The organism is Amycolatopsis sp. NPDC049159 (assembly GCF_040648295.1).
In the GTDB taxonomy this organism is placed as follows: Bacteria; Actinomycetota; Actinomycetes; order Mycobacteriales; family Pseudonocardiaceae; genus Amycolatopsis; species Amycolatopsis pretoriensis_A.
In genome coordinates this window covers 163,134-187,038 of sequence record NZ_JBEZDL010000010.1, presented here as the reverse complement: position 1 = coordinate 187,038, position 23,905 = coordinate 163,134, and the positions used below count along the sequence as shown (strand labels likewise).

22 protein-coding genes are annotated in these 23,905 nt (G+C 72.5%); 8 read left to right on the top strand and 14 right to left on the bottom strand.

Annotated features, from left to right (window positions below):
• Positions 1 to 30: 30 nt before the first annotated feature.
• Together AB0B33_RS20195 and AB0B33_RS20190 are read left to right on the top strand one after the other, a co-directional pair.
• Positions 31 to 804 (top strand): hypothetical protein, encoded by a 774-nt coding sequence (locus AB0B33_RS20195; RefSeq protein ID WP_360773795.1) that lies wholly within the window; start codon positions 31 to 33, stop codon positions 802 to 804.
• The gene (locus tag AB0B33_RS20190) at positions 801 to 1,211 is read left to right on the top strand and encodes a hypothetical protein (protein ID WP_360773792.1); all 411 of its coding nucleotides are present in this window, start codon (positions 801 to 803) and stop codon (positions 1,209 to 1,211) included. Before AB0B33_RS20195 ends, AB0B33_RS20190 begins: the two co-directional genes overlap by 4 nt.
• Here the strand turns inward: AB0B33_RS20190 and AB0B33_RS20185 are convergent.
• The gene (locus tag AB0B33_RS20185) at positions 1,177 to 2,082 is read right to left on the bottom strand and encodes a LysR substrate-binding domain-containing protein (RefSeq protein WP_360773790.1); all 906 of its coding nucleotides are present in this window, start codon (positions 2,080 to 2,082) and stop codon (positions 1,177 to 1,179) included. The genes AB0B33_RS20190 and AB0B33_RS20185 overlap by 35 nt on opposite strands.
• 73 nt (positions 2,083 to 2,155) lie before the next feature.
• Here AB0B33_RS20185 and dapA point away from each other — a divergent pair, with 73 nt between their 5' ends.
• From dapA to glmS, 3 genes are read left to right on the top strand one after another with little or no spacing between them, the layout of a single operon-like run.
• Positions 2,156 to 3,034 (top strand): 4-hydroxy-tetrahydrodipicolinate synthase, encoded by an 879-nt coding sequence (gene dapA / locus AB0B33_RS20180; RefSeq protein ID WP_360773787.1) that lies wholly within the window; start codon positions 2,156 to 2,158, stop codon positions 3,032 to 3,034.
• A complete protein-coding gene (locus tag AB0B33_RS20175) occupies positions 3,031 to 3,303 on the top strand; it encodes a hypothetical protein (protein WP_360773785.1) in 273 nt (90 codons plus the stop codon). Before dapA ends, AB0B33_RS20175 begins: the two co-directional genes overlap by 4 nt.
• Before the next feature lie 12 nt (positions 3,304 to 3,315).
• Entirely contained in the window at positions 3,316 to 5,139 is a 1,824-nt protein-coding gene (gene glmS / locus AB0B33_RS20170; RefSeq protein ID WP_360773782.1) for a glutamine--fructose-6-phosphate transaminase (isomerizing), read from the top strand.
• A gap of 3 nt (positions 5,140 to 5,142) precedes the next feature.
• On the opposite strand, the gene AB0B33_RS20165 is transcribed toward glmS, so the two are convergent.
• The 8 genes from AB0B33_RS20165 to AB0B33_RS20130 form a co-directional block, all read right to left on the bottom strand.
• A complete protein-coding gene (locus tag AB0B33_RS20165) occupies positions 5,143 to 6,543 on the bottom strand; it encodes a BNR repeat-containing protein (protein ID WP_360773779.1) in 1,401 nt (466 codons plus the stop codon).
• A gap of 87 nt (positions 6,544 to 6,630) precedes the next feature.
• Positions 6,631 to 7,800 carry an FAD-dependent oxidoreductase gene (locus AB0B33_RS20160; protein WP_360773776.1) on the bottom strand — a complete coding sequence of 390 codons (1,170 nt, stop codon included), beginning with the start codon at positions 7,798 to 7,800 and terminating at the stop codon, positions 6,631 to 6,633.
• Positions 7,797 to 7,997: a ferredoxin gene (locus AB0B33_RS20155; RefSeq protein WP_086861071.1), complete on the bottom strand. Its 201-nt coding sequence runs from the start codon at positions 7,995 to 7,997 to the stop codon at positions 7,797 to 7,799. Before AB0B33_RS20155 ends, AB0B33_RS20160 begins: the two co-directional genes overlap by 4 nt.
• Complete coding sequence (locus AB0B33_RS20150; RefSeq protein WP_360773773.1) at positions 7,981 to 8,643, bottom strand: TetR family transcriptional regulator; 663 nt, start codon at positions 8,641 to 8,643, stop codon at positions 7,981 to 7,983. The genes AB0B33_RS20155 and AB0B33_RS20150 overlap by 17 nt, the downstream gene beginning before the upstream one ends.
• On the bottom strand, positions 8,640 to 9,842 hold the full coding sequence (locus tag AB0B33_RS20145) for a cytochrome P450 (RefSeq protein ID WP_360773770.1): 1,203 nt from the start codon (positions 9,840 to 9,842) through the stop codon (positions 8,640 to 8,642). Before AB0B33_RS20145 ends, AB0B33_RS20150 begins: the two co-directional genes overlap by 4 nt.
• A gap of 294 nt (positions 9,843 to 10,136) precedes the next feature.
• Entirely contained in the window at positions 10,137 to 10,571 is a 435-nt protein-coding gene (locus AB0B33_RS20140; RefSeq protein ID WP_360773767.1) for a pyridoxamine 5'-phosphate oxidase family protein, read from the bottom strand.
• 4 nt (positions 10,572 to 10,575) lie between these two features.
• Positions 10,576 to 11,679 (bottom strand): cytochrome P450, encoded by a 1,104-nt coding sequence (locus tag AB0B33_RS20135; protein ID WP_360773764.1) that lies wholly within the window; start codon positions 11,677 to 11,679, stop codon positions 10,576 to 10,578.
• Entirely contained in the window at positions 11,676 to 12,218 is a 543-nt protein-coding gene (locus AB0B33_RS20130) for a TetR/AcrR family transcriptional regulator (RefSeq protein WP_360773761.1), read from the bottom strand. The genes AB0B33_RS20135 and AB0B33_RS20130 overlap by 4 nt, the downstream gene beginning before the upstream one ends.
• Positions 12,219 to 12,307: 89 nt before the next feature.
• Between AB0B33_RS20130 and AB0B33_RS20125 the strand changes: the two genes are divergently transcribed.
• Together AB0B33_RS20125 and AB0B33_RS20120 are read left to right on the top strand one after the other, a co-directional pair.
• Positions 12,308 to 13,327 (top strand): aldo/keto reductase, encoded by a 1,020-nt coding sequence (locus tag AB0B33_RS20125; protein ID WP_247025554.1) that lies wholly within the window; start codon positions 12,308 to 12,310, stop codon positions 13,325 to 13,327.
• Positions 13,327 to 14,178 carry an LLM class flavin-dependent oxidoreductase gene (locus AB0B33_RS20120; protein WP_360773757.1) on the top strand — a complete coding sequence of 284 codons (852 nt, stop codon included), beginning with the start codon at positions 13,327 to 13,329 and terminating at the stop codon, positions 14,176 to 14,178. The genes AB0B33_RS20125 and AB0B33_RS20120 overlap by 1 nt, the downstream gene beginning before the upstream one ends.
• Positions 14,179 to 14,268: 90 nt before the next feature.
• On the opposite strand, the gene AB0B33_RS20115 is transcribed toward AB0B33_RS20120, so the two are convergent.
• Positions 14,269 to 14,673 (bottom strand): hypothetical protein, encoded by a 405-nt coding sequence (locus tag AB0B33_RS20115; RefSeq protein ID WP_360773754.1) that lies wholly within the window; start codon positions 14,671 to 14,673, stop codon positions 14,269 to 14,271.
• Positions 14,674 to 14,726: 53 nt separating this feature from the next.
• Here AB0B33_RS20115 and AB0B33_RS20110 point away from each other — a divergent pair, with 53 nt between their 5' ends.
• The gene (locus AB0B33_RS20110) at positions 14,727 to 15,137 is read left to right on the top strand and encodes a MarR family transcriptional regulator (protein ID WP_360773751.1); all 411 of its coding nucleotides are present in this window, start codon (positions 14,727 to 14,729) and stop codon (positions 15,135 to 15,137) included.
• 11 nt (positions 15,138 to 15,148) lie between these two features.
• On the opposite strand, the gene AB0B33_RS20105 is transcribed toward AB0B33_RS20110, so the two are convergent.
• The 4 genes from AB0B33_RS20105 to AB0B33_RS20090 all read right to left on the bottom strand — a co-directional run bounded on the left by AB0B33_RS20105 (position 15,149) and on the right by AB0B33_RS20090 (position 23,488).
• Positions 15,149 to 17,146 carry a cellulose binding domain-containing protein gene (locus tag AB0B33_RS20105; RefSeq protein ID WP_360773748.1) on the bottom strand — a complete coding sequence of 666 codons (1,998 nt, stop codon included), beginning with the start codon at positions 17,144 to 17,146 and terminating at the stop codon, positions 15,149 to 15,151.
• 81 nt (positions 17,147 to 17,227) lie between these two features.
• Entirely contained in the window at positions 17,228 to 20,545 is a 3,318-nt protein-coding gene (locus AB0B33_RS20100) for an error-prone DNA polymerase (protein ID WP_360773745.1), read from the bottom strand.
• 137 nt (positions 20,546 to 20,682) lie between these two features.
• Complete coding sequence (locus AB0B33_RS20095) at positions 20,683 to 21,849, bottom strand: hypothetical protein (protein ID WP_360773742.1); 1,167 nt, start codon at positions 21,847 to 21,849, stop codon at positions 20,683 to 20,685.
• Between the two features lie 85 nt (positions 21,850 to 21,934).
• The gene (locus tag AB0B33_RS20090) at positions 21,935 to 23,488 is read right to left on the bottom strand and encodes a DNA polymerase Y family protein (protein WP_360773739.1); all 1,554 of its coding nucleotides are present in this window, start codon (positions 23,486 to 23,488) and stop codon (positions 21,935 to 21,937) included.
• Positions 23,489 to 23,905: the final 417 nt, after the last annotated feature.

Sequence of the window (23,905 nt, the reverse complement as noted above, 5' to 3'; positions counted from 1 at the left end):
GGGCGGGACGGCCACGGCGACAGTGGGAAGGTGGACGAACCCGGCCGGACCTCAGTGACGCCGCAGTGGCGGGAACAGGCCGGCCGGGAACGCACTTCGGCACTGCTGGCCGCCGCCCGCGACGGCGACGAAGCCGCTTGGGCGGACCTCCTGGCCATGGTCGAACCGTTCTTGACGACGCTGGTTCGAGGCGCGGGGATCGATCCCCCGACCGGCGAATCGATCGCGGCGGACGTACCCGCCCGCTTGCGCCGGGAGGTGCACCGCATCGACGACGAGGACTCGCTGATCGCTTGGGTGCTGCGGGCGGTGCGGGAGTACCCGGCGGGCCGGTATTCCGAAGTCGACCGGACCTTGAGCAGCTTGTCGGTGACCGAGCGGCACCTGCTCCTGGTCATCTTGCGCGGCGGCTCCGGTTACGCCGATGTCGCGCGGTACACCGAGATCCCCGCCGGCGCGATCGGCCCGACCAGAGCGCGGCTGTTCAAGAAGATCTGGCGGCTGTCGACTTCCGGCGTGCCCGGGCCCCGCCGTGGCCGGCGCACCGCACGCGACGACCTCGAGGCCGCCCTCCTGCTCCGCAAGGCAGCCCGGGAAGAAGCCGCACCGGAACCCCGGCGCGGCTGGGTACGTACCCTCGCCCGCGCCTTCGGCCTGGTGCCACCACCGCGGCACCACCCGGCGACCGATGTCGTGGCCGCCTGCCGGGACGTCACCGGTGCCACCCGGGACGTCCTCGGCGAGTTCGCCCTGGTCGTTTCGGAGCGCGCCGCCCTCACGCCGGAAGCAGGGGACCGACGATGACCGAACAGACCACGTCGGGCTCTTCGCTGGTCGACGAGTGGCTGGGCATGCGGGTGCTCGAACACGTGCGTGACCTCTACAAGGAACAACCCGACAGCGCCGATCGGGTCCTGAAGCTGGTCGAGCTGCGGCTCGGGCAACGGCACGACGCCGAGGTCGTCGAAGCCCGGCACCGGAGACGGCTGGAGTGGGCCTGGTTCGGCTTCCGGGCGGCTTCGGCGTTGCTCGGGTTCGGCGCGCTCGTCGTCTTCGCCCTGATCGCCGCTCAGTTCATCGGGCACGGCGCACCGACGCAGGCCAGCGTCGCGCTCGGCGCGGGTGCGGTTTCGGTGGTCGCGATCTTCGTGACGGGGCGCGCGGCGGGCCCGCTCTTCAGCCGGCGTGCTCCGGACGAGAAGGCCGAGTAGCCACCTCCGCCAGCACAGCCCGGATCGCCGGGCTCGTGTCCGCGCTGCGCCGCCAAGCCGCGTGGACCTCACGCTTCGGCGGGCGCCGCAACGGCCGTGACACCAACTCCTTCCCCAACGGCGGCCGGGCCAGCCTCGGGATCAGCGCGATCACCTCGCCCGCCGCCACCAGCGACAGCTGCGTCGCGAAGTCGTCGACCAGGTGGCGGACCTCCGGCGCCGTCTCGAACAGGCGCCGGAACCATTGGTGGCACACGGTTCCCGGCGGGCTCGTCACCCACGCGTGGCCCGCGAGCTCCGCACCGAGCGGCCGGTCGACCGCCGCCAGGGGGTGGTGGCGGCTCAGCACCACGTCGCCGACGTCGGTGTGCACGTGCCGCTGCGTCAACGACGGCGGGAGCACGGCCGGCAGGCCGTCGGCGTCGTGGATCAGGGCGAGGTCGGCCGTCCCCGCGTCGACGCTGCGCAGGGCCTGGTCCGGGTCCTGCTCGGTGATGTCGAGGCGCAACTCCGGGCACCGCGCGGACAACCGGCCGAGTGCCGGGGCGAGCAGGCCGCGGATGCCGGTCGAGAAGGCGGCCACGCGCAGCGTGCCGCGGGGCGCGCCCTCCGACACCGATCGGGCCGCCTCGGCGCAGCGCTCCAGTGCCTGGAAAACCTCCGGCGCCGAGTCGGCGATCGCCTGGCCGGCCGGGGTCAGCACGACGCCGCGGCCCGCCGGGGCGAGGACCGGCACGCCCACCTGCCGTTCCAGGCGCTTGAGCTGCTGCGACACCGCCGACGCCGTGAACCCCAGCTCGTCGGCCGCTTTCGCCAGCGTGCCGAGCGCCGCCACCGCACGCAGCGCCCGCAGTGCACCGACCTCGATCATGAAGCCAGGCTACGCAGTACCGGCAAAAAAGCATCGCTGGACCGCAGCATTCACCACGGGCAGGGTCGACGCCATGACGGACTTCGGCGCCAACCTCGTCGCGATGGTCACCCCGATGGGGCCCGGCGGGACGCTCAGCGAACCCGGCCTCACCCGGCTCGTCGACCACCTGCTCGCCGGCGGGGCCGACGGCCTGGTCGTCGGCGGGACCACCGGCGAAGCCCCGACCTTGAGCGCGACCGAGTCGGCCGGGCTCGTCCGGAGCGTGGTGGCCCGGACCCGCGGCCAAGCGACCGTGATCGCCGGGGTCGGCACGTACGACACCGCCGAGAGCGTCCGCCGAGCCCGCGACGCCGAGGCGGCCGGCGCCGACGGGCTGCTGCTCGTCTGCCCCTACTACTCGCGGCCGACGCAGGCGGGCGTGCTCGCCCACTGCTTCGCGGTCGCCGACGCCACCGAGCTGCCGGTGATGCTCTACGACGTCCCCACGCGGGCCGGCATCGCCATGGCGCCGGAGACCCTGGTCGAGCTCGCCGGCCACCCCCGCGTCCGCGCGGTGAAGGACGCCAAGGGCGACCTCTTCGAAGCGATGACCGTGCTGGCCCGCACGTCGCTGGCGTACTACTGCGGCATCGACGAGCTGAACCTGCCGTACCTCGCGTGCGGCGCGGCGGGCCTGGTCAGCGTGGTGGGCAACGTCGTGCCGGACCGCACCGCGGACCTCATCCGCGCGGTGCGCGCCGGCGACCTGGAGTCGGCGCGCCGGATCCAGCACGCGCTCAACCCGGTGATCGACGCCGTCATGCACGCCGGCCCGGGCACCGCGATGGCCAAGGCCGCTCTGGTGGAGCTGGGGATCCTCCCGCACGCGACCGTGCGTCTCCCCTTGATCGAAGCGAACTTGCCCGATTTCGGGCAAGAATTTGGGTTTCGTCATCCACGCAGTGCATGATGGCCGACGTGCCGGACACCGAGATCGTCGATCGCGTCGCCGCGTCCACCGGGCTCCCGCCCGGGGTCGCCGCGCGGGTCGTCGACGACGTCCTCGCCTTCTACCGGACGCCCACCGAGGCCTACGTCCGGCGACGGCACACCGAGCTGCAGGCCGAAGGGCGGAAGAACCCCGAGATCTTCCCGCTCATCGCCGCCGAGCTCCGCGGGCGCCTCGTCGCCGCGCCCGCGTTGTCCGAGCGGCAGCTGCGCCGCATCGTCTACGGCTAGAAGAGGTTCGCCATGTGCGGAATCGTCGGCTACATCGGTGGCCAGAACGCCGCCCCCATCCTGCTCGAAGGCCTGACGCGGCTGGAGTACCGCGGCTACGACTCGGCCGGGATCGCCGTGCTCGGCGCCAAGGGCACCGCCCAGGTGCACCGGGTCGTCGGGCGGGTCCGCAACCTCGCCGCGGCGCTGCCCAAGCGCCTGACCGGGAAGGTCGGCATCGGGCACACGCGGTGGGCCACCCACGGTCCCGCGTCCGAGGCCAACGCCCACCCGCACACCTCCGAGGACGGCCGCATCTGCGTCGTCCACAACGGGATCATCGACAACGCCGACGCCCTGCGCGCCCAGCTCGCCGACGCCGGGGTCACCCTCACGTCCGAGACCGACAGCGAGGTCCTGGCCCACCTGATCGCCCGCTCCGGCGCCGGCACCCTCGAAGACGCCGTCGTCGAAGCTGTCTCCCGGATCACCGGCACGTACGCGATCGCCGTCACCGACAGCGAATACCCGGACCGGCTGGTCATCGCGCGCAACGGCTCGCCGCTGATCATCGGCGTCGGCGAGCGCGAGATGTTCATCGCCAGCGACCTCGCCGCGCTCGTCCGGCACACCTCGCAGGTCGCGCACCTCGACGACGGCGAGTTCGCGACCGTCTTCGCCACCGGCTACCGGACCTTCACCGTCGACGAGAGCGACACCACCAAGCCCGCCACCGAGATCGACATCGCCGCCGAAGACCTCGACCTGGGCGGCTACCCGCACTACATGGCCAAGGAAATCCAGGAGCAGCCGGAATCCGTGGAGCGGATCATCCGCGGCCGGCTCGACGACCGGTTCGGCGTCGCGCGCCTCGACGGGCTCAACCTGACGCCCCGGGAGCTGCGCGGCTTCAGCCGGGTGAAGATCCTGGGCTGCGGTTCCGCCTACTACGCCGGCCAGGTCGGCGCGACGATGATCGAGGAGCTGGCACGGATCCCCGCCGACGCCGAAGCCGCGTCGGAGTTCCGCTACCGCAACCCGATCGTCGAAGCCGACACGCTCTACATCGCGGTCAGCCAGTCCGGCGAGACGATCGACACCGCTTTCGCCGTCGAGGAGATCAAGCGCAAGGGCGGCCGCGTGGTCGGCCTGGTCAACGTCGTCGGCTCGACCATCGCCCGCGCCTGCGACGGCGGCGTGTACCTGCACGCCGGTCCCGAAATCGCGGTCGCGTCGACCAAGGCGCTGACCAACATGGCGATCGGCTTCGCCCTGATCGCGCTCGCGCTCGGCCGGGTCCGCGACCTGTCCAATGCGGACGGTCAGCGGATCATCGACGCGCTGCGCGCGATGCCCGGCCAGATCAAGTCCATTTTGGACGAGGAACCGCGCATCGCCGAGCACGCGAAGGAGGTCGCCACCGCGAACAGCCTGTTCTTCGTCGGCCGCGTCCGGGGGTACCCGGTGGCGCGCGAGGGCGCGCAGAAGTTCAAGGAGATCTCCTACCGCCACGCCGAGGCGTACCAGACGTCCGAGCTCAAGCACGGCCCGCTCGCCCTGATCGACGCGGCGCTCCCGACCGTCGCCATCGTGCCCTCGGACGAGCTGACCGGGCGCAACCTGGCCGCCGTGCAGCAGATCAAGGCCCGCGGCGGCGCGGTGCTGGCCGTGACGCACGAGGACGTCGACTTCGGCGAGCTCGACGTGCCGCGGATCGTCGTGCCGAAGACCGAGCCGGAGCTCGACCCGATCCTGCTGACGATCCCGTTGCAGCTGCTCGCCTACCACGCCGCGCTCAGCCTGGGCTACGACATCGACAAGCCGCGCAACCTGGCCAAGTCCGTCACCGTGGAGTGAGCGTCAGCCCAGCCGGAAGTCGGCCACCCGGATCGGCGAGGGCGTCGTCCCGGCCGACACCTGCTGGTACATCACGGAAATCACGCCGTCGGCGGCCAGCCGCGAGTCGTCGACGTCGACTTCGCCGAAGGCGCGCAGGTCCGGGGTGTACACCGTCTTCCAGTCGGTCCACCCGCTCGCCTTGGTCGCCGCGACGATCCGGCCGTAGGGCATCACGAGGTAGGCGTTGTCGGCGCGGTCGAACACGAGCTTCGTGCGCTGGGTCGATTCCGGCGCCACCGGCACTTCGCGTTTGGTCCAGCCGCCGTCGGCCGCCCGGCTCAAGAAGAACGTGCGCCCGTACTGCTTGCGCTGCGCGGAGTAGTTCGTGACGCACTGGGTGAAGCGGCCGGGCACGTAGCTGATCACGACGTGCGGCTGCCCGGCGGCGTCGACGGCCTGGCTCTCCTGGTTCATCAGGCCGTGGTCGACGCCGAGCGGGTCGACGACCGTGCCCGGCGTGCTCACCGACACCGGGGTCGCGGCGGCCGCACCGGAACTGGTCCGCCAGGTGCGGCCTCGGTCGTCGCTGTAGACGTACCCGGTGTCGTGGTTGGCCAGGCCACCGGCGTTGCACAGCACGCCGGTGTTGCCCTCGCGCCAGGTGAACGCCGCGTGCAACCGCCCGCCGGGCCCGTAGGTGAGGCCGTGCAGGTACATGTTGCGGGTCGTGCTGGTCACGCCGTTGCCGGCCGTCCACGAGCCGGTCGCCGACGTCCACGGCCCGAGCTTGCGCCAGCTGCCGCCGCTGTACTCGGCGAGTTCGTCGACGCCGTTGCCGGAACCGCCGGTCCGGTAGCTGAGCTGCAGCTTCCGTTCGGGCGTGACGACGAACTGCGGGTAGGTGATCGCGCCGAGGTCGACACCGTCCAGGGTGCGCTGCACCGGGCCGAACGCCGACGCCGTCCAGGCGTGCGAGGCCGGCGACGAGAGCAGGCCCGCCGCGGATCCGGTGTAGTAGACCTGGTTGCCGTGGGTGTCCATGGCCACGTGCAGGCGGCCGTCGTCGGGCGAAACCCCCATCGAGATCACGTTGTGCGAGTCGTCGGCGGTGAGCTTGTGCGGCAGCACGAGGGTCTGCCACGCACCGGTGAACCCGGCGCGCCGGGCGAGCACGGCACTGCGGTCGGCGGTGTACCAGGCCGCGTACTGGTAGCCCGCGTAGCTGAAGATGCCGCTCTGCTGGAAGGAGTCGTTGTTCACCAGCCCGTCGTAGGAGACGAAGTACAGCGCCGCCGGGTCGAGCTGCGTGTCCCCGATCTTCACCGCGGCCACCGCGGCCTCGGCCGGCGTGGCGGGCAGCAGCGGCAGGGCCGCGGCCACCAGCACGCCGAGGATCCGGGAAAGCGCTCTCTTCCTCGCCATGGCCGATCCCTCCCGCGCGGTGTTAACGCGAACAAGGATCGGCTGTCACCGCGGCTCCGTCAACCGGCGGATGGCGGGTTTTCCGGTTCAGGACCGCCCGGCGAGGACCGCGCCGTCGATCTCCTGCCGCCGCAGCCGGGCCTGCTTGGGCATGTTCCAGCCGAGCACACCGACGACGGCGCCGCCCCGGTGGTAGCGCACGACGAACCGGCCCGCCGCCGGATCTCCTTCCACAATGGACACCTTGGCGTCCGCGGCCGGCGTGCCGTGCACGTGGATCCGGGCGTCGAACTGGTTGGTCCAGAAGTACGGCACCGGCGTGTACGGGCGGTCCTCGCCGAGGACGTTGCCGGCGACGGCGATCGCCTGTTCGGTGGCGTTGGTCCGGTTTTCCAGCCGCAGCAGGACATCGAGCCGCTCGTGGTGCCAGCGGGCGACGTCGCCCGCCGCGTAGATCCCCTCGGCCGCGCGGCACCGGGAGTCGCACACCACGCCGTTGTCGCACAGCACGCCGCTGCCCGCCAGCCACTCCGTCGCCGGCGCGGCACCGAAGGCCACCACGACGACGTCGGCGGGCAGCACCTCGCCGGACTCGAGCCGCACCCCGGCGACCCGCCCGTCCGCCTCGGTGAGCCCGGTGACCGGGGCCCCGAGCCGGAGCCGGACACCCCCGCGGGCGTGCAGCGCGGCGAGCGCCCCGGCGACGAGCGGGCCGAACTGGTACGCCAGCGGCGCTTCCTGCGGCCCGGCCAGCGTGACCTCGACGTCGAGCCCGCACAGGGTGGCCGCGATCTCCGCGCCCAGCACCCCGTCCCCGACGACCACCACCCGCTTGCCCGGCGCGAGGTCCGCGCGCAGGGCGAGCGCGTCGTCGAGGGTGCGCAGCACGTGGACGCCCGCCAGGCCGTGCTGGCCGGGCAGGGTGCGCGGCCGCAGACCGGTGGCCAGCACGATCGCGTCCGCGGTCAGTTCCCGCCCGCCCAGCGTGTGCACGGTCCGCGCGGCGGCGTCGAGCCGGACCGCCGGGTCGCCCAGCACGAAGTCGGCCGCGAGGCCGGCCAAGGCCTCCGGCGGGCGCAACCGGGCCCGCTCGGGTTCCCAGGCCCCGGCGAGAACCTGTTTGGACAGTGGCGGCCGGTCGTAGGGCAGGTGCGCCTCCGCCCCCAGCACCGTCACGCTGCCCTCGTACCCCTTGCGGCGCAGTGCTTCCACCGTGGCGAGTCCCGCGGCGGACGCCCCGACGACGAGGACGTTCACGCGTCCTCGCTGACCGAGATCGCGACGCCGGGGCAGACGCTGGCCGCCTCCCGGACGATCTTGTGGTGCTCCTCGCCGGGGCGCTCCTCGAGCAGGACGACGATCCCGTCATCCTCGCGCTGGTCGAACACGTCCGGCGCGAGCAGCACGCAAGTTCCGGCGCCGCAGCACTTTTCTTCGTCAACGGTGACCTTCATGGCCGTTCCTTTCCCTCGGGTGGTTCGTGACGGGCGCGAGCCACAGGCCGACCAGTGCGTCGGTCAGACCCGTGGCAGCCTCGCGCCAGGTGGCTCTCGGGGTGTCGCCGCCTTCGGCGAGCGCGCGTTCGCGCTCGGCCATGGTGTGGATCAGCAGCTGCCGGGTCATGGCGTTGCGTTCGGCGCGGACCTCGGGCGGCAGCTCGGGCAGGCACCGGGCCAGGCCCTCGACGGTCCGCGCCAGCGACGGCGAAGACAGCGTCTCCGCCGCGACGACCGCCCGCAGCGACGGCTCGGTCATCACCTGCGCGGTGAACCGGGCGAACCAGCTGGGCGGGCCCGCCGTCGCGAGGTACTCGGTCGACGGGTGCACCAGGCAGCGGACCCAGTCCCGCAGGCCGGCGCGGCCGCCGAGCTCCGCCAGCATGTCCTGGCGGAGCTCCTCGACCCGGGCGGAGTGCCGTCGCGCGATGGCACGCACCAGGTCGGCGCGGGTGCCGAAGTGGTAGCCGACCGCGGTGTTGTTGCCCTGCCCGGCGACCTCGCTGATCTGCCGGTTGGACACGGCGAGCACGCCGTGCTCGGCGTAGAGCCGTTCCGCCACGGTCAGGATCAGCTCCCGCGTCGCCTGCGCCCGGTCCGTCACCAGCGGACGGGCAGTTCCCGCAGGCCGCCGACCGCGAGCCCTTCGACCCGGCGCAGTTCGTCCGCCGGGACGGCGAGCTCGAGCGAGGGCAGCTTGCGCAGCAGCACTTCCAGGACGACCTGCAGCTCGGTGCGAGCCAGCGGCTGCCCGAGGCACGCGTGCGCGCCGGCCCCGAAGGCGAGGTGCGGGTTCGGGCTGCGGCCCAGGTCCATCTCGGCGGCGTCGCCGAACGCTCGCTCGTCGCGGTTGGCCGCGGCCATGCTGCACATCGCGGTGGTGCCGCGCGGCAACACGGTGCCGCCGACTTCGAAGTCTTCGCCGAGGTAGCGCATCATGCCGACGCCGGCGTTGGCGTCCAGCCTCAGCGATTCTTCGACGGCGGTGCGCACGAGCGACGGGTCGGCGAGCAGCGCCTCCCACCGGCTCCGGTCGGCCAGCAGCATCGCGACCATCTTGGCGATCATGTTCGCGGTCGTCTCGTGCCCGGCGATGAGCAGGCCGATCCCGGTGGCGACGAGCATCGGGTCCGGCCACCCTTCGGGCAGCAGCGCGCTCAGGATGTCTTCCCCGGGTTCGGCCCGCTTCCCGGCGATGAGCCCGCCCATGTACTGCCCGAACTCCCACTGGGCGGCGTCGAATTCGGCCTGCGTGTAGCGGGTCATGCTGAGCATGACGTCGGACCAGTGCGCGAACCGGTCCCGGTCGGCGTCGGGCACGCCGAGCATGTCGCAGATGACCCAGACGGGCAGCGGGAAGGCGACGCCCGCCTTGAGGTCCTCGGGCGCACCCTTGGCGACCAGGTCGTCGATGAGCTGCTCGGCCATCGCGGCCATCCCGGGCCGCAGCGCGTTCATCCGCTTGGCGGTGAACCACTTCCCGAGCGTGCGCCGCCAGGTGATGTGGGCTTCGCCGTGCTGCGGCAGCACGGTGGCCATCTCGGAGTTGAAGACCCCACCGGACTCGGTGTCGGCCACCCGCGCGGCGTTGTCGGCGGGGGTCGGACGGGTGAAGCGGGGATCGGAGAGGACGGTCTTGACGTCGTCGTAGCGGGTGATCAGGGTCGCCTGGTCACCGCTGGCGAGGGCGACGTGGGCGACGGGGCACTTTTCGCGGAACTCGGCCCATTCGGCCGGCGGTTCGAGAGCGGACGCGGTTTCGAACGGGAAGCGCGGCAGCGGATCGGTGTGGGTCGGCGTCATCACGGGCTCCTCGTTGGTGAATGTCCCCTGTTCCCGAGGATGGCCAAGATCGACCGTTAAGTCAAGCAGTTGACTTAACACCTGATGAGACGGGTGCCCGGCGGCGCGAAGCACCGCAGGCGCCGAAGCACGCCAGCGAGGCGGCCTGCAGCGCAGCCCCATCGCCGCAGGCCGGCACCGAGCCGGGCAGCCGGGGCCGAGCGGCGCCGGCGTCAACACCCCCGAGCAAGCCGCGCACCCCGCCACCCGGATGTCATGAACGACTCGTTCATGACATCCGGCGAGCGGTCCAGCTCACTCGCGCTCGACCTTGCGAAGCCCTCCGGCCGGCGTCCACCACTCCACCACCAGCAACGTCGCCGCCGCGTTCAAGTGCGTGTGGACCACCTCGGCGATGTCGACGCGGAAACCCCCGCCGTCCGCCGGCACCGCCCGGCCCGAGATCTTCGCCTCCCCCGGCCACGCCGCCTCGGCGCCCTCCACCGGGTCGACCGTCGCGCTGTGCAGCGCCAACCGCGGGTCCCGGGCCAGGTCCGCGCCCTTGCGCGCGTTCGGCATCGAGCCGAACGTCAGCTCGCCGTCCGCGACGACCGTCTCGATCCCCGAAATCCGCGGCGAGCCGTCGGCTCGCAGGGTGGCGATCGTCTTGTGCTTGTGCGCGTCGAACAACGTCCGCACGCGCCCGGCGAACTCCGGTTCCGCCGCTTCGAACTCCCGCCACGCCGTCATGCGGTCATGATGGCACCCAGCGCACGGGCACGGCCGCGGGTTTGCGGAACACCAGCCCGGCCGGCGGGACATCTTCCGCCAACGCGATGCCGGGCAACCGGTCCAGCACGGTCTCGGCGGCGATCCGCGCCTCCAGGCGGGCGAGGTCGGCGCCGAGACAGAAGTGCGGGCCGTGCGCGAACGCCAGCTGTTTGCGCAGTTCCGGGCGGTGCGGGTCGAAGACGTCGGGGTTTTCGAACACCGCCGGGTCGCGGTTGGCGGCCGTGAGCGAGACCGTCACGAGGTCGCCGCGGGCGATCGACGCGCCCGCGAGCGAGACGTCGCGGGTCGCGTAGCGGTCGACGACCGCCGCCGCGGGTTCCAGGCGCAGCGACTCCTCGATGGCCGCCGGGAGGAGGGCGCGGTCCGGGAGCGACGGCTCGCGCAGCAGGTGCCGCAGGAGGTTGGCGATCATGCCCTCGGTCGTCTCGATGCCGCCGAACATCAGCACCGCCGCGTTCGACACCACCTCCGGCAACGCCAACGCCGAAGCCGCCTCGGTCAGCAGCGAGCGCCGGCCGACCGAGCCCTCGATGTGGGCGCGCAGTTCGCCGAACGCCTTCGCGCCACCGGAACCCGGCGCGCCACCCGCCGAAATTGAGTCCACTGTGGACACGATGGCGTCGTACCAGGCCAGCACCTTCGCCGTGTCCGTGTCGTCGAGGCCCAGCGCGTCGGCGACCACCGCGACGGAGAGGGGGCCGGCCAGTTCCCGCCGCAGTTCCGCGTGACCGGCCGCAGCGAAACCGTCGACCAGCCGGGTGCATTCGGCGCGGACGAACCCGGTGAAGCGGTCCGCGATCTCGCGGGGGCGGAAGTGCCGGGCGAACGGCGCCCGGTGCCGGGTGTGCTCGGCCGCCTCCAGCGAAAGCATCGACGGGCCGACGACCCGGGCCGTCGAGAAGCGGGGGTCGTCCACGGTGAAGGTGGCCGCGTCGCGCATCACCTCCAGCGCCAGGTCGTGCCGCGTGACCAGCCAGCCGTTCAGCTCCGGCAGCCAGGACACCGGCTCGGTCGCGCGCAGCCGGGACAGCAGCGGGTACGGGTCGGCCGTCAGCTGGTCGATCACGCCCGCAGCCCCGCGATCAGGAGGCCGACCAGGCGCCGTGCGTCGTAGTCCGGGTTGTCCTCCGCGCCGATGCACAGGTTGCCCACGCCGCGCATCAGCTCCAGCGGCCGCACCCGCGCGGTCAGGTCGGCGGCTTCGAGCAGCCGGGCGCACACCGGCACCAGCCGGTCCAGGAAGTACGCGTGCAGCGTGTCGAAGCCGTCGCCTTGCAGGACACCCGCCAGCCCGTGCTTGGTCACCAGGAAGTCGACGAACAGGTCGATCCACTCCGCCAGCGCCGCGTGCGGCGAGCGGGCGGCTTCCAGCAGCGCGGGCCCGGCTTCGGCGCACGCCTCCACCTGGTGCCGGTAGACGGCGATGATCAGGTCCGCCCGGGTCGGGAAGTGGCGGTAGATCGTGCCCATCCCGACGCCCGCCTTCGCCGCGATGTCCCGCACCGGCGCGTCCACGCCGGAGGCGACGAAGACCGCGGCCGCCGCGTCCAGCAGCGTCTTCTCGTTGCGCCGGGCGTCGGCGCGCTTGGGCTTGCTCGGGCTCACCACACCTCCAGGGTTGCTAACCGGAACATTGTTCCGTATCGTTAGCGGAGCAACGTTCCGCTTGCCATCCTGCCACGGAGGCCATCGAAATGCAGTACCGCACTCTGGGCCGCACCGGCGTCCAGGTCAGCGCCCTCGCACTCGGCGCGATGAACTTCGGCGCCATCGGGCGCACCACCCAGGACGACGCCACCGCCATCGTCGACGCCGCCATCGAGGGCGGCATCAACCTGATCGACACCGCCGACATGTACGGCCAAGGCGAGTCGGAGGTCATGGTCGGCCGGGCCATCAAGAACCGCCGCGACGACCTCGTGCTCGCCACGAAGGCGGCCATGCCGATGGGCGAGGAGCGCAACCACCGCGGCAGCTCCCGCCGCTGGCTGGTCAAGGCGCTGGACGACAGCCTGCGCCGCCTCGACGTCGACCACGTCGACCTCTACCAGGTCCACCGCTGGGACCCGGCCACGAGCGACGAGGAAACGCTTTCCGCGCTGACCGACCTGCAGCGCGCCGGCAAGATCCGCGCCTTCGGCTCGTCGACGTTCCCCGCGTACCGGATCGTGCAGGCCCAGTGGGCGGCGCGCGAGCACCACCTGAGCCGGTACGCCACCGAGCAGCCCAGCTACTCGATCCTGCAGCGCGGCATCGAAGCCCACGTCCTGCCGGTGACGCAGGAGTACGGCCTCGGCGTGCTCGCGTGGAGCCCGCTCGCGTCGGGCTGGCTCTCCGGGGCCGTCCGCGCCGGGCAGGAGATCACGACCAGCCGCTCGCAGGCGCTCCCCCAGCGCTTCGACCTCACCGACCCGGCCAACCAGGCCCGCCTCGACGCCGTCGAGAAGCTCGCCAAGCTGGCCGACCAGGCGGCACTTTCGCTGATTCAGCTCGCGCTCGGGTTCGTCACCGCGCACCCGGCCGTGACCAGCGCGCTCATCGGCCCGCGCACGCCCGGCCACCTCGAGTCGCAGCTCGCCGCCGCCGACACCGTGCTGCCCGCCGACGTCCTCGACGAGATCGACGCGATCGTCGCCCCCGGCGTCGACCTGGCCGCGCACGAGAAGTTCGACACCCCGCCCGCCCTGCTCGACCCGTCCCTCCGGAGGCGTTGATGACCAGCTTCGGCATCATGACCCCGCCCATGAACGTGGGCTACGACGAGATCCAGCGCGTCTGGCGCGAGGCCGACGCGATCCCCGAGATCGAGCACGCCTGGCTGTTCGACCACCTCATGCCGATCGGCGGCGACCCGGACGGCCCGATCTTCGAAGGCTGGACGCTGCTCTCGGCGATGGCCGCGCAGACCGAGCGGATCCGGCTCGGCCTGATGGTGACCAGCAACCGCTTCCGGCCGCCCGCGGTGCTGGCGAAGATCGCGGCCACGGTGGACGTCGTGTCCGGCGGGCGCCTCGACTTCGGCATCGGCGCCGGCTCCCGGCCGAGCCACCCCCTGGCCCGGCGCGAATACGACGGGCACGGCCTGCCGTACCACTCCCGGGACGACGCCGTCGCCGCGCTCGCCGAGGCGTGCACGGTCATCCGTCGCTTGTGGACGGAACCGGAACCGTTCGACTTCGACGGCGAGTACGTGCAGCTGAGGGGCGCCTTCGGGAATCCGAAACCAGTCCAGGCACACCTGCCGATCATGATCGGCGGCCGGGCGAGCGCGACGCTGCGGGTGGTCGCCGAGCACGCCGACCAGTGGAACATCCCCGGCGGCGGCGACATCGAAGACCTCGCCGGCCGCAGTCGGCTGCTCGACCGCTACTGCACGGAGATCGGCCGCGACCCGGCGGAGATCACCCGCTCGATCTTCCTGCCGGTCGACTACGACAAGCCCGCCGCCACCCGGGAAAAGATCGAGGAAGCGGTCGGCGCCGGCTTCGGGCACGTCGTCCTGGGCCTGGCGAACCCGTACCCGGACGGCGTCGTGCGCTGGGTCACCGACGAGCTGATCCGCTGAGCTACCTGGCGGCGGCACGCCGGACGTCGCGGCGGACGCCACCGGCGAGGTCACCGAGCTGCGGCCGCCGCCCGGGTTCCGCCGGGTGCCCTAGCGTTCGGCGCGCTCTCTGACGGTCCGCAGCTCGTCGTCGACGACCGCCATCTGCGCGTCGACCGCGGCGGGGTCGGTGCCCTCGGGGAAGAACAGGCTGAAGATCAGCTCGGCGCCGGTCAGGTTGGGGACGACGCGGGTGAAGAGGCCGAGGTTCGGCGCCGCCGCGCTGACGAAGTCGACGACGCCGTGCTCCGGCGCGGTTTTGACCGCGACGAGCCGCGGGCCGGCGTCGTCCGGGATGCGCCAGACGTCGTCGTGGTCGTGCTCGACGGCGGGCGCGAACCCCGGTGCCCAGTCGGGCAGGTTGCGCGCGTCGGCCAGGTAGCCGAGGACTCGTTCGGGCGAAGCGGCGATGGACGTCGTGCGCGTCTCGGCGCGCCCCGGACGGAATGCTGTCATGGGGTTAACCGTACGCAGCTGCGTATCATTTGTCCACGCGTAAAATTCGGCGAGTGGACGAGGATCTCGGAGCACTCTGCGCGTGGGCGGGCCGCCGGCTGGCCGAAGCCGAGCAGCCCGTGCTGACCGAGCACGGGCTCTCGATGTGGCAGTACGTGGTGCTGTCGGCGCTGGCCCGCGGCTCGGCGCCGAGCCAGCTGGTCCTGGCGCAGCAGATCCGCTACGACAAGACCCGCCTGATCGCGCTGCTGGACGGCCTGGTGACGGAGGGCCTGGTCAGCCGCGACCCCGACCCGGCGGACCGCCGCGCCCGCGTGGTCCGCCTGACCCCTCTCGGAACCCGCCGCCACGCGGCGGTGCGCGACGCGATCCGGGTGGTGGAGAACGAGCTGCTCGAGGGGTTGGACGCCGAAACCCGGCGGGTGCTGCGGTCAGCCCTCGCCCACCTGGCGAACGCGGACTGACCGCAGCCGGCTCACGCCACCGAGCAGAGGGTTCCGTTGAGCGTGAACGCCGCCGGCAGGATGTTCGGCCCGCCGTAGTCCGCCACGAATCCCACGTCGGCGCCCGACGCCACGGACGCCGTCGACGTCACCGTCACCGTGCTTCCCGTCTGCGTCCACGTTCCGTTCCAGCCGCTCGTCACCCGCTGGCGCGCGGTCGGCCACGAGAACGTCAGCGTCCAATCCCCCGTCACCGCGGGCGAAACGACGTGGATGCCGCCCACGAAGCCGCTCGCCCAGTCCGTCACGTCCGTCAGCCGGACCGTGCAGCTGCTCGCGGCAGGGGCGCCGGTCGTCAGCGTCAACGGCGGCGACGCCCACGACACGTTCCCCGCCGTGTCACGAGCCAGCACGTTCACCGCGTACCGGCTGCCCGGCACCAGGTTCCGGGCCGTGAACGTCGTCCCGGCCGTCTCGCCCCACAGCTGACCGTCCGCGTACACCTCGTACTTCGCGATCGGGTGCCCGGCCGGCGCCGCCGCGGGCCACGCGACCGTCGCCGTGCGGTCGGTCGTCGTGCCGGTCGGCTGCCCGGGTGCACCCGGGCCGGCCGAGGGGGAAACCGGGTGCAGGACCACGGTCGTCAGCGAGTACGGCGGCAGCGTCTGCGCGCCGGGCGAACCCGAAGGGCCGGTGGTGATCGACGTCGCGCCGTTGGCGAAGGTCGACACCTGGGGCGTGGCCGCGGCCGGGGTGTAACCCGTGTAGTCGAGCGTCACCGCGCGCGACGCGTCCGGGTCCTTGTTGATCAGCAGCACCGCCAGGTCGCCGTTCGGGCGGCGGACGGCGTGCGCGCTGACGAGCGGGTCGTCCGCACCCGCCCGGACGAACTGGTCGCCGGGACGTGCGAAACCGCTCAGCAGCTTCAACCCGTAGTAGGGCGCGAACGGGGTGTTGAAGGCCGGCTCGCAGCCGTCCGCGAGACAGGTCGCGCTCGACAGCAGGCCGAAGTCGGCGTAGTCCGGGTAACCGGCCACAGTGGACACCTTCGTCGCGCCGTTGTGCGTGTTCCACCAGTCCACTGTGAACACGCCGTTGGCGAGCAGCGCGCTGTAGGCGTCGGCGGCGAACAGCGCGCCGGGCTGGGTGTTCATGCCCACCGGCGTGTTCGTCTCGGTCATCGCGATGCCCAGCGGGCGGCCCGCGTACCGCGCGATCTGCTCGCGGGCCAGGTAGATCATGTCGCCCACCTGCTCGGTCTTCGTGAGCGCCTCGGCGGCCGTCGAGCCGCCGGGGTACCAGTGCAGGATGACGTAGTCGACGTGCGGGCCGGCGATCGACAGCACCGTCTGGTTCCACGTCGCGGTGTCGCCCTCGCCGACGATGCCGTCCGGCCAGTTCGCCGGGGTGGTCAGCACCGCGCCGATCTTCACCGCCGGGTCGGCGGCCTTCATCGCGTCGGCGTAGGCCACGACTTCGTTGGCGTACGCGGCCGGGCTCTTGTCGGCGTGGTCGTCGGCTTCCCAGTCGGCCCCGTAGTGGCCGTTGCCGTAGTTCTCGTTGCCGATCTCCCAGTACTTGACGCCGTAGCCCTTCTCGACGTTGGCGTACCGCACCCAGTCCGCCGCCTCCTGCGGCGAGCCGGTGCCGTAGTTCGCGATGACGATCGGCTGGGCCCCGGTCCGCCGGACACCGCCCATGAACGTGTCGAAATCGGTGCCGGGAGCGACGTAGCCACCCGGTGCGGTGTTGTCCTTCCAGTGGTAGATGTCGCCGTAGGACCCGCCGGGGTACCGCAGCATCCGCACGCCGGCGCCGCCGAGCAGGTCCGCCACGGCGTCGGTCCCCAGCTGGCTGTCCCACACCGCGTGGTTGACGCCGATCCCGGTGTCCGGCACGGTGGCCAGCCCCGCGCGGACGTCGACGGTGACCGTCGCTCCGGGCGGTTCGGCGGCTTCGGCGGCGGGCACCGCCGCGGCGAGCACGGCGATCACCGGCCACGCTGCCCAGCGCAGACGTCGTGCTGTCATGGGAAGTCCATCCTCTCGTCGGGCACGAACGGATGGCTGAGAGCGCTCTCAGAGAGAGAGAACCACCGCGCGGCCCGCAAGTCAACGAAAGTCCCGGGACGGCCCCGCGCGCATCGAAAGATCGATGCGTTCGAGCCGGTCGGCGACGAGGGTGACCACCCCTTCGGCCGCCTGGGCCCGGCCGCGGACCAGCAGCGCGGCGCTGGTGCGGGCGACCAGCCGCTGCCGTCGCCACAGGCCGGGCGAGACGAGGACGTTGGCCATGCCGGTCTCGTCTTCGAGGTTGAGGAACGTGATCCCGCCCGCGGTCGCCGGGCGCTGCCGGTGGGTGACCGCGCCGCCGACCCACACGCGCGTGCCGTCCCGCACGCGCGTGAGCTCGGCGGTGGTGATCGCCCCGCGCGCGTCGAGCAGTTCGCGCAGGTACTCCACCGGGTGGCTGTCCGGGGAAACGCCGGTGGCCCAGAGGTCGGCGGCGGTGATCTCGAGCCGCGTCATGCCCGGCAGCGCGGGCGCGTCGAGCCCCGGCGCGAGGCCGGGCAGGTGACCCGGCCGGGCGGCCGCCGCCGCGCCGGCCGCCCACAGGTCCTGCCGCCGGTCGCCGCCGAACGCGCCCGCGGTCGCGAGGGCTTCGACGGCGTTCTTCTTCAGCCGGACGCGGCGGGTGAGGTCGCCGACGCCGCGGTACGGCCCGTTGGCCTCGCGTTCGGCGACGATCCGCTCTGCGACGTCGCCGCCGAGGTGGCGGACGCCGGCGAGGCCGAGGCGCAGCGCGACGCCGCCGGTGCTGCCGGGATCGGGTTCGAGGGTGGCGTGGGCGAGACTGGCGTTGACGTCCGGTTCGCGGACGTGGACGCCGTGCCGCCGGGCGTCGGCGACCAGCGACTGTGGGGAGTAGAACCCCATCGGCTGGGCGCGCAGCAGCCCGGCGCAGAACGCGGCCGGGTAGTAGCGCTTGACCCACGCGCTCGCGTACACCAGCAGCGCGAACGACATCGAGTGCGCTTCGGGGAAGCCGTACCCGGAAAAGGCGTGGATCTGCTCGAAGATCCGGGTGGCGAGCTCGCGGCCGATCCCGTTGGCTTCGCAGCCGGCGAAGAACCGCGCCATCAGCGCCTTCATCTTCGCGCTCGACCGCTTGGCGCCCATGGCGCGGCGCAGCTGGTCGGCTTCGGCGGGGGTGAAGCTCGCGACGTCGACGGCCATCTGCATCACCTGTTCCTGGAACAGGGGAACGCCGAGCGTGCGGTCCAAACTGGACGCCAGCAGCGGGTGCGCGTGCTGCCACTGCTCCTCGCCGCGACGGCGCCGGATGTAGGGATGCACCGAACCACCCTGGATCGGGCCGGGCCGGATCAGCGCGACTTCGACGACGAGGTCGTAGAACTCCCGCGGCCGCAACCGCGGCAGGGTGGCCAGCTGGGCGCGGGATTCGACCTGGAAGACGCCGATCGCGTCGGCCTCGCAGAGCATGTCGTAGACGGCCGGGTCGGCCAGGTCGAGCCGGCCGAGGTCCACAGTGGACTCGTGGTGTTCGGCGATGAGGTCGATCGCGTAGTGCAGCGCGGAAAGCATGCCGAGGCCGAGCAGGTCGAACTTGACCAGCCCGACGGCGGCGCAGTCGTCCTTGTCCCACTGCAGGACGCTGCGATCGGCCATCGTCGCCCACTCGACCGGGACCACTTCGGACACCGGCTGCTTGGAGATCACCATGCCGCCGGAGTGGATGCCGAGGTGGCGCGGGAAGTCCTCGATCCGGGCAGCGAGGTCGAGCACATCATCGGGGATCTCGCCGGAGGACTGCTGTTTCGTGGCCGTGACGCCGCCCCAGCGGTCAACGAGCTTGCCGAAGGCGTCCTGCTGCCCGGGACTGTGCCCGAGCGCCTTGGCGGCGTCGCGGATCGCCGAAGGCGCCCGGTAGGTGATGACGTTGGCGACCTGCGCGGCGTGGAAGCGGCCGTGCTTGGCGTAGACGTACTGGATGGCTTCCTCGCGCCGGTCGGACTCGATGTCGATGTCGATGTCCGGCGGCCCGTCCCGCTCCGGGGCCAGGAACCGCTCGAACAGCAGGTTCCACTTCACCGGGTCCGCATGGCAGATCCCGAGGGCGTAGCAGACCGCGGAGTTCGCGGCCGAGCCGCGGCCCTGGCACAGGATGTTCGCCTCCTTGCAGAAGCGGACGATGTCCCAGACGACGAGGAAGTAGCCGGGGAAGCCGAGGGCTTCGATGACGGCGAGTTCGTGGTCGAGCTGGGCGTAGGCCTGGGGGTTCGCCTCGCGCGGGCCGTAGCGGTCCGCCGCGCCCGTCCGGGTCAGCTCGCGCAGGTACGACATCTCGTCGTGCACGGGCGGCACCGGGAACGGCGGCAGGTCCGGGGCGACCAGCCGCAGGTCGAACGCCACTTCGACGCCAAGCACGGCGGCGCGGCCGACAGCGCCGGGGTAGCGGCGCTCGAACCGGCGCCGCTGCTCCATGCCCGACCGCAGGAACGCCTGCCCCGACGGCGGCCGCCACCCCTCGAGGTCCTCGGCCGACCGGCGCGCCCGGACCGCGGCGACCATGTCCGCCACGACGGCGTCCTCCGGCCGGGCGTAGTGCGCGTTGTTCGAGACGACGGTCGGCAGCCGCAGGTCGCGGGCCATTTCGGCGAGCAGGTCGTTGGCCGCGTCGTCGAGCGGCAGCCGGTGGTCGATCAGCTCGACGGCGACGTGCTGCCGCCCGAACCGGTCGACGAGCCGCGCGAGCTCGGCGTGCGCGGCGGCGGGCCCGGTGCGGGCGAGCGCTTGGCGGACCGCGCCCTTCCGGCACCCGGTCAGCACGACGACGTGCCCGGCCAGCTCGTCGACCAGTTCCTCGACGTCGTACACCGGCCGCCCCTTCGCCCCGCCGGCGAGCTGGGCGCGCGAGATGACGCGGCACAGCCGGTGGTACCCGTCCTGCTGCCGGGCGATCACCAGCAGGTGCGACCCCTTCGGATCCGGTTCACCGGCCTGCGGCGCGGGCAGGTCGAGCGAGAGCTCGGCCCCGAACCCGACGCGCACCCCGAGCTCCCGGGCGGCGTCGCTGAACCGGACGGCGCCGTACACACCGTCGTGATCGGTGAGCACGAGCGCGTCGAGCTCCAGCCGCGCGGCTTCTTCGACGAGGGTCTCGGGATGACTGGCGCCGTCGAGGAAGCTGAAGTTGGAGTGGACGTGCAGCTCGGCGTAGGGCGCCCGGATCCGGTCCCCACCGTCGTCCCGCCGCCTCCGCGCCCGCAGATCGTCGGGCGCCCCGCCATACCCTTCGCGCTTGCGCGACCACGCCGGGGCATCACTGCCGTCCCCGGGCACGGGCGCCCGCCCGGAGGCGACCCGCTCCACTTCGGACCACGGCACGCTCGGGTTGTTGAACGCCAAAGCCAGCTCCCGCAGGGAAAGTTCACTGAGGGGAAGCCAGCGAATACCGATCGAACACACGTACGACTGCTGGCTTCGATCCTGAGCCGGGGAGCGGGCGGTGTCAACTGTGGACCGTGGCGGAGTCGCCTTGATCACTACGGCGCAGACGGAAGGTGCACCCAGGCGGGAACGTCCCACTGCTTGAGGGGAACGGTCGTGGCAACGTAGTCGGCGGGGTCGATGGCCCCGTAAGCGTGGCGCACGACACCGTCGTAGATCTCGTGGGACACCATGAGAGCCAACGGCTGTTCGGGACGTTGACGCAGACTGTCGCGCAACACGTCGGAGTTCAGCAGACCGTACGCGTCGTTGAGCGCGCTTCCGAAGAAGTCGTACTCGTCGCGGAAGAGCTCGCCGGAATCGACGACCGCCCGCAACCGCATGTGCGCACCCGGCAGGGCAGTTCTGTTGTAAGCGACGAGCTCCCGGGTCAGCGCCGGGATCAGCGGGTCGATCAGACGGTTCTTCGGCGTACCCGGCCCGAACACGTACCGCAGGCTGTCCCCGGCGGCCTCGGGCGCCTGCAGCGGCGTCACCCCGGCGTGCTCGATCGCCGCGGTCACCATGCGGCGCAACGCCGCCCGGAGCACACCTTTGATCTTGTCCGGCCGGGTGCCGTGGTCCTCGATGTCCACGAGCAGCATGCTGACGTGGTGCAGATCGCCCGAGTCGAACGGCGCTTCGGATGGCGGCGGTGGAGCAGGCGGCGGATCGGCCGAGCGGATGCGCGCGGCGAAAGTCCGCCCTTTCACCTTCACCAGGATCTGCCGGAAGCGCGACGGATCGATTCCCCGGGCACCGTGCGCGACCACGTTCTGGTAGAACGACTCGGTCACGATCATGGCCAGGTCGGCATCCGCCAGCTGAAGCGCAGTCCGGAGCTCGGCCGAGTCCAGCAGGCGGAGCGTCGTGGACAGACTTTCCCCGACGACGCCGTGCTCGTCTCGGACGACCTCACCGGCGTGCACGGCGACGCGGAGCCGGATCTGCTCGTTCGAAGCGTGCCCGAGGTTGTACTCCCGCAACGCCGCGGCCAGGCTCGGCACCAAGTCCGCGAGCAAGTGGGTCTTGGGCACATCCGGGTCGATCAGGGTCAGGACGCCGTCTCCGGTGTCGACCAGATCGCGTTGATCCTCGGCGATCCCCGCGTCCGCGAACGCCCGCCGCAAAGCGGCCCACAAACCGCGGCGGACCTCCAGGATCTGGGGATCCGTTCGCCTCGCGTACCCCGCGACGTCGACGGCCATGATGGTGCGGTGCATCGGCTCGACTCGGTTCATCCCGGAACCTCCGCACTGGGTCGTCGTCCGCACCAGGATATCCGAACGAATCGATTCACGGCGGGTTCTAGTCGTAGCAGCCTTCGACCGTCCATTGTGGATCGTCACCGATCGTGGCCTTGAGCAGGAGTGCGACGTCGCCTTCGTCGGTGTCCAGGACCACCTGGACGCGGGCGAGCCGGTCGCCGCGGTGGTGGACGATCCAGGGGCCCGCCGAGCCGAGGACGGGCCGGGGCGGGGCGTCCTCGGTGGTGACCGTCGCGGGTGGGCGGCTCAGCTCGCCGCGGGGGGTGCAGCGGACCTCGTTGCCCGCCGCGTCCAGGACCGTGGCCGGGATGCGGCGGGCGGCCACCACCGTCGGGGAGGGGGCCGGGAGGCGGCCCGGCCAGGGCTGGTCGGCCGTGGCCGGGGTGCGGGGCTCGCCCCACGGGACGAGCCGGACGCGCTCGGCCGGGCCGCGGCCGCCGTCGAGGAGCGGGGTGACGACCGCGTCCGGGCCCAGCAGGCCCTGGATGCGGACCAGGGCGCGGGCGGCGCGCTCGGCGGCGTCGGCGTCGCGGCCCAGCGACCCGAACTGCAACTGCAGCGCTTGACCGCCGACCACTTCTTCGGGGTCGAGGCGCAGCCGGACGATGCCGGCGGTGGGCCGGTCGCGGGCGTTGAGCCAGCCCTCGCACTGCCAGCGGACGCGGTCGGCCGTCGCGCGGGCGGTCAGCGGTTCGGCGCAGCGCCAGACGCGGGCGCGTTCCTCGCCGGCTTCGGTGACCGCGACGACGGCCAGCCGGGTGCAGGCGAGGCCGTGGCGGGCGAGGCCGGCGAAGAAGCGTTCGCCGAGCGTCTTCGCGACGAACGCGGCTTCGTCGATCCGGGCCAGCGGGTGCTCGAAGGTTTCGGTGACCGACAGGTCCGGCGGCAGGGCACGGCGCAGCGGCGGGCGTTCGGAAAGGCCGCGCGCGAGGCGGTGGGCGGTGATGGCGTCCTTCGGGAACCGGCCGGCGACGTCCCGCTCGGCGATCGCGGCGAACGCGCCCAGGGTGCGCAGCCCGAGCCGCTGCAGCAACGCGACCAGCTCACCGCGGTCGTCACCCGGCTGGTCCAGTTCGGTGATCGCCAGCGGCGCGAGGAACCCGGCGGCGCGCCCGGACGGCACGAGCGCGGACCGCCGGGCGGCGAGGGTCGCGGCGAAGAGCCCGTCGGCGATCCCGACCTGGCACTCGACCCCGGCCCGGGCGGCGACTTCGTCGATGAGCAGCTCGGCGAGCGCGGCCTCCCCACCGAAGTACCCGGCGGCCCCGGTGACCGGCACGGCCACCAGCCCGGGCCGGACGACCTCGACCCCGACCGCCTGGCTTTCGACGGCGGCGGCGACGGATTCGAAGAGCCGCGCGTCGCGGTCCGGGTCGTGCTGGTGGACGACCAGGCCGGGACAGCGGGACTGGGCATCCCGCCGGCGCATCCCGCGCCCGACCCCGCCGGCCCGCGCGGAGGCGGAGCAGGCGACGACGCGGTTGGCGGAGAAAACGGCGGCGGGAGCGGTGGGCGGCGTGCCGGCGGCGGCCCCCGCGGCGACGACCGGCCAGTCCGGGCACCACAGCACCAGCAGCCGCGGCGCATCGGTCACCGGACGCCTTCGGCGAGGTGCTCGGACTTCGACGGCCGCGCGGTGACCGAGTGGCTCGCAAGCCGCCGGGCCCGGCCCGGCCCGGCGCGATCGCAGCCGGCGACCCGCGCCAGGCTGCCCCGCCGACCACTATTCGACAGACCACGGCCCACGCCATGGACACGGCCGGCAACCTGCACCAAGCCGACCAGCCGACCACCCTTCGACAGACCACAGCCCACGCCACGAGCGCCTCCGGCAGCCCACGCCAGGCCACCCAGCCGACCACCCCACGACCGACCACAACCCACACCACGAACACGACCGGCAGCCCACGCCAAACCACCCAGCCGACCACCCCACGACCGACCACAACCCACACCACGAACACGACCGACAGCCCACGCCAAACCAACCAGCCGACCACCCCACGACCGA

Coding starts and splice junctions, on each gene's coding strand:
- AB0B33_RS20125 (WP_247025554.1), top strand. CDS start 12,308: ATGCAGTACCGCACTCTGGGCCGCACCGGCGTCCAGGTCAGCGCCCTC.
- AB0B33_RS20185 (WP_360773790.1), bottom strand. CDS start 2,082: ATGATCGAGGTCGGTGCACTGCGGGCGCTGCGTGCGGTGGCGGCGCTC.
- AB0B33_RS20140 (WP_360773767.1), bottom strand. CDS start 10,571: ATGACGGCGTGGCGGGAGTTCGAAGCGGCGGAACCGGAGTTCGCCGGG.
- glmS (WP_360773782.1), top strand. CDS start 3,316: ATGTGCGGAATCGTCGGCTACATCGGTGGCCAGAACGCCGCCCCCATC.
- dapA (WP_360773787.1), top strand. CDS start 2,156: ATGACGGACTTCGGCGCCAACCTCGTCGCGATGGTCACCCCGATGGGG.
- AB0B33_RS20165 (WP_360773779.1), bottom strand. CDS start 6,543: ATGGCGAGGAAGAGAGCGCTTTCCCGGATCCTCGGCGTGCTGGTGGCC.
- AB0B33_RS20120 (WP_360773757.1), top strand. CDS start 13,327: ATGACCAGCTTCGGCATCATGACCCCGCCCATGAACGTGGGCTACGAC.
- AB0B33_RS20115 (WP_360773754.1), bottom strand. CDS start 14,673: ATGACAGCATTCCGTCCGGGGCGCGCCGAGACGCGCACGACGTCCATC.
- AB0B33_RS20095 (WP_360773742.1), bottom strand. CDS start 21,849: ATGCACCGCACCATCATGGCCGTCGACGTCGCGGGGTACGCGAGGCGA.
- AB0B33_RS20145 (WP_360773770.1), bottom strand. CDS start 9,842: ATGACGCCGACCCACACCGATCCGCTGCCGCGCTTCCCGTTCGAAACC.
- AB0B33_RS20155 (WP_086861071.1), bottom strand. CDS start 7,997: ATGAAGGTCACCGTTGACGAAGAAAAGTGCTGCGGCGCCGGAACTTGC.
- AB0B33_RS20175 (WP_360773785.1), top strand. CDS start 3,031: ATGATGGCCGACGTGCCGGACACCGAGATCGTCGATCGCGTCGCCGCG.
- AB0B33_RS20105 (WP_360773748.1), bottom strand. CDS start 17,146: ATGACAGCACGACGTCTGCGCTGGGCAGCGTGGCCGGTGATCGCCGTG.
- AB0B33_RS20190 (WP_360773792.1), top strand. CDS start 801: ATGACCGAACAGACCACGTCGGGCTCTTCGCTGGTCGACGAGTGGCTG.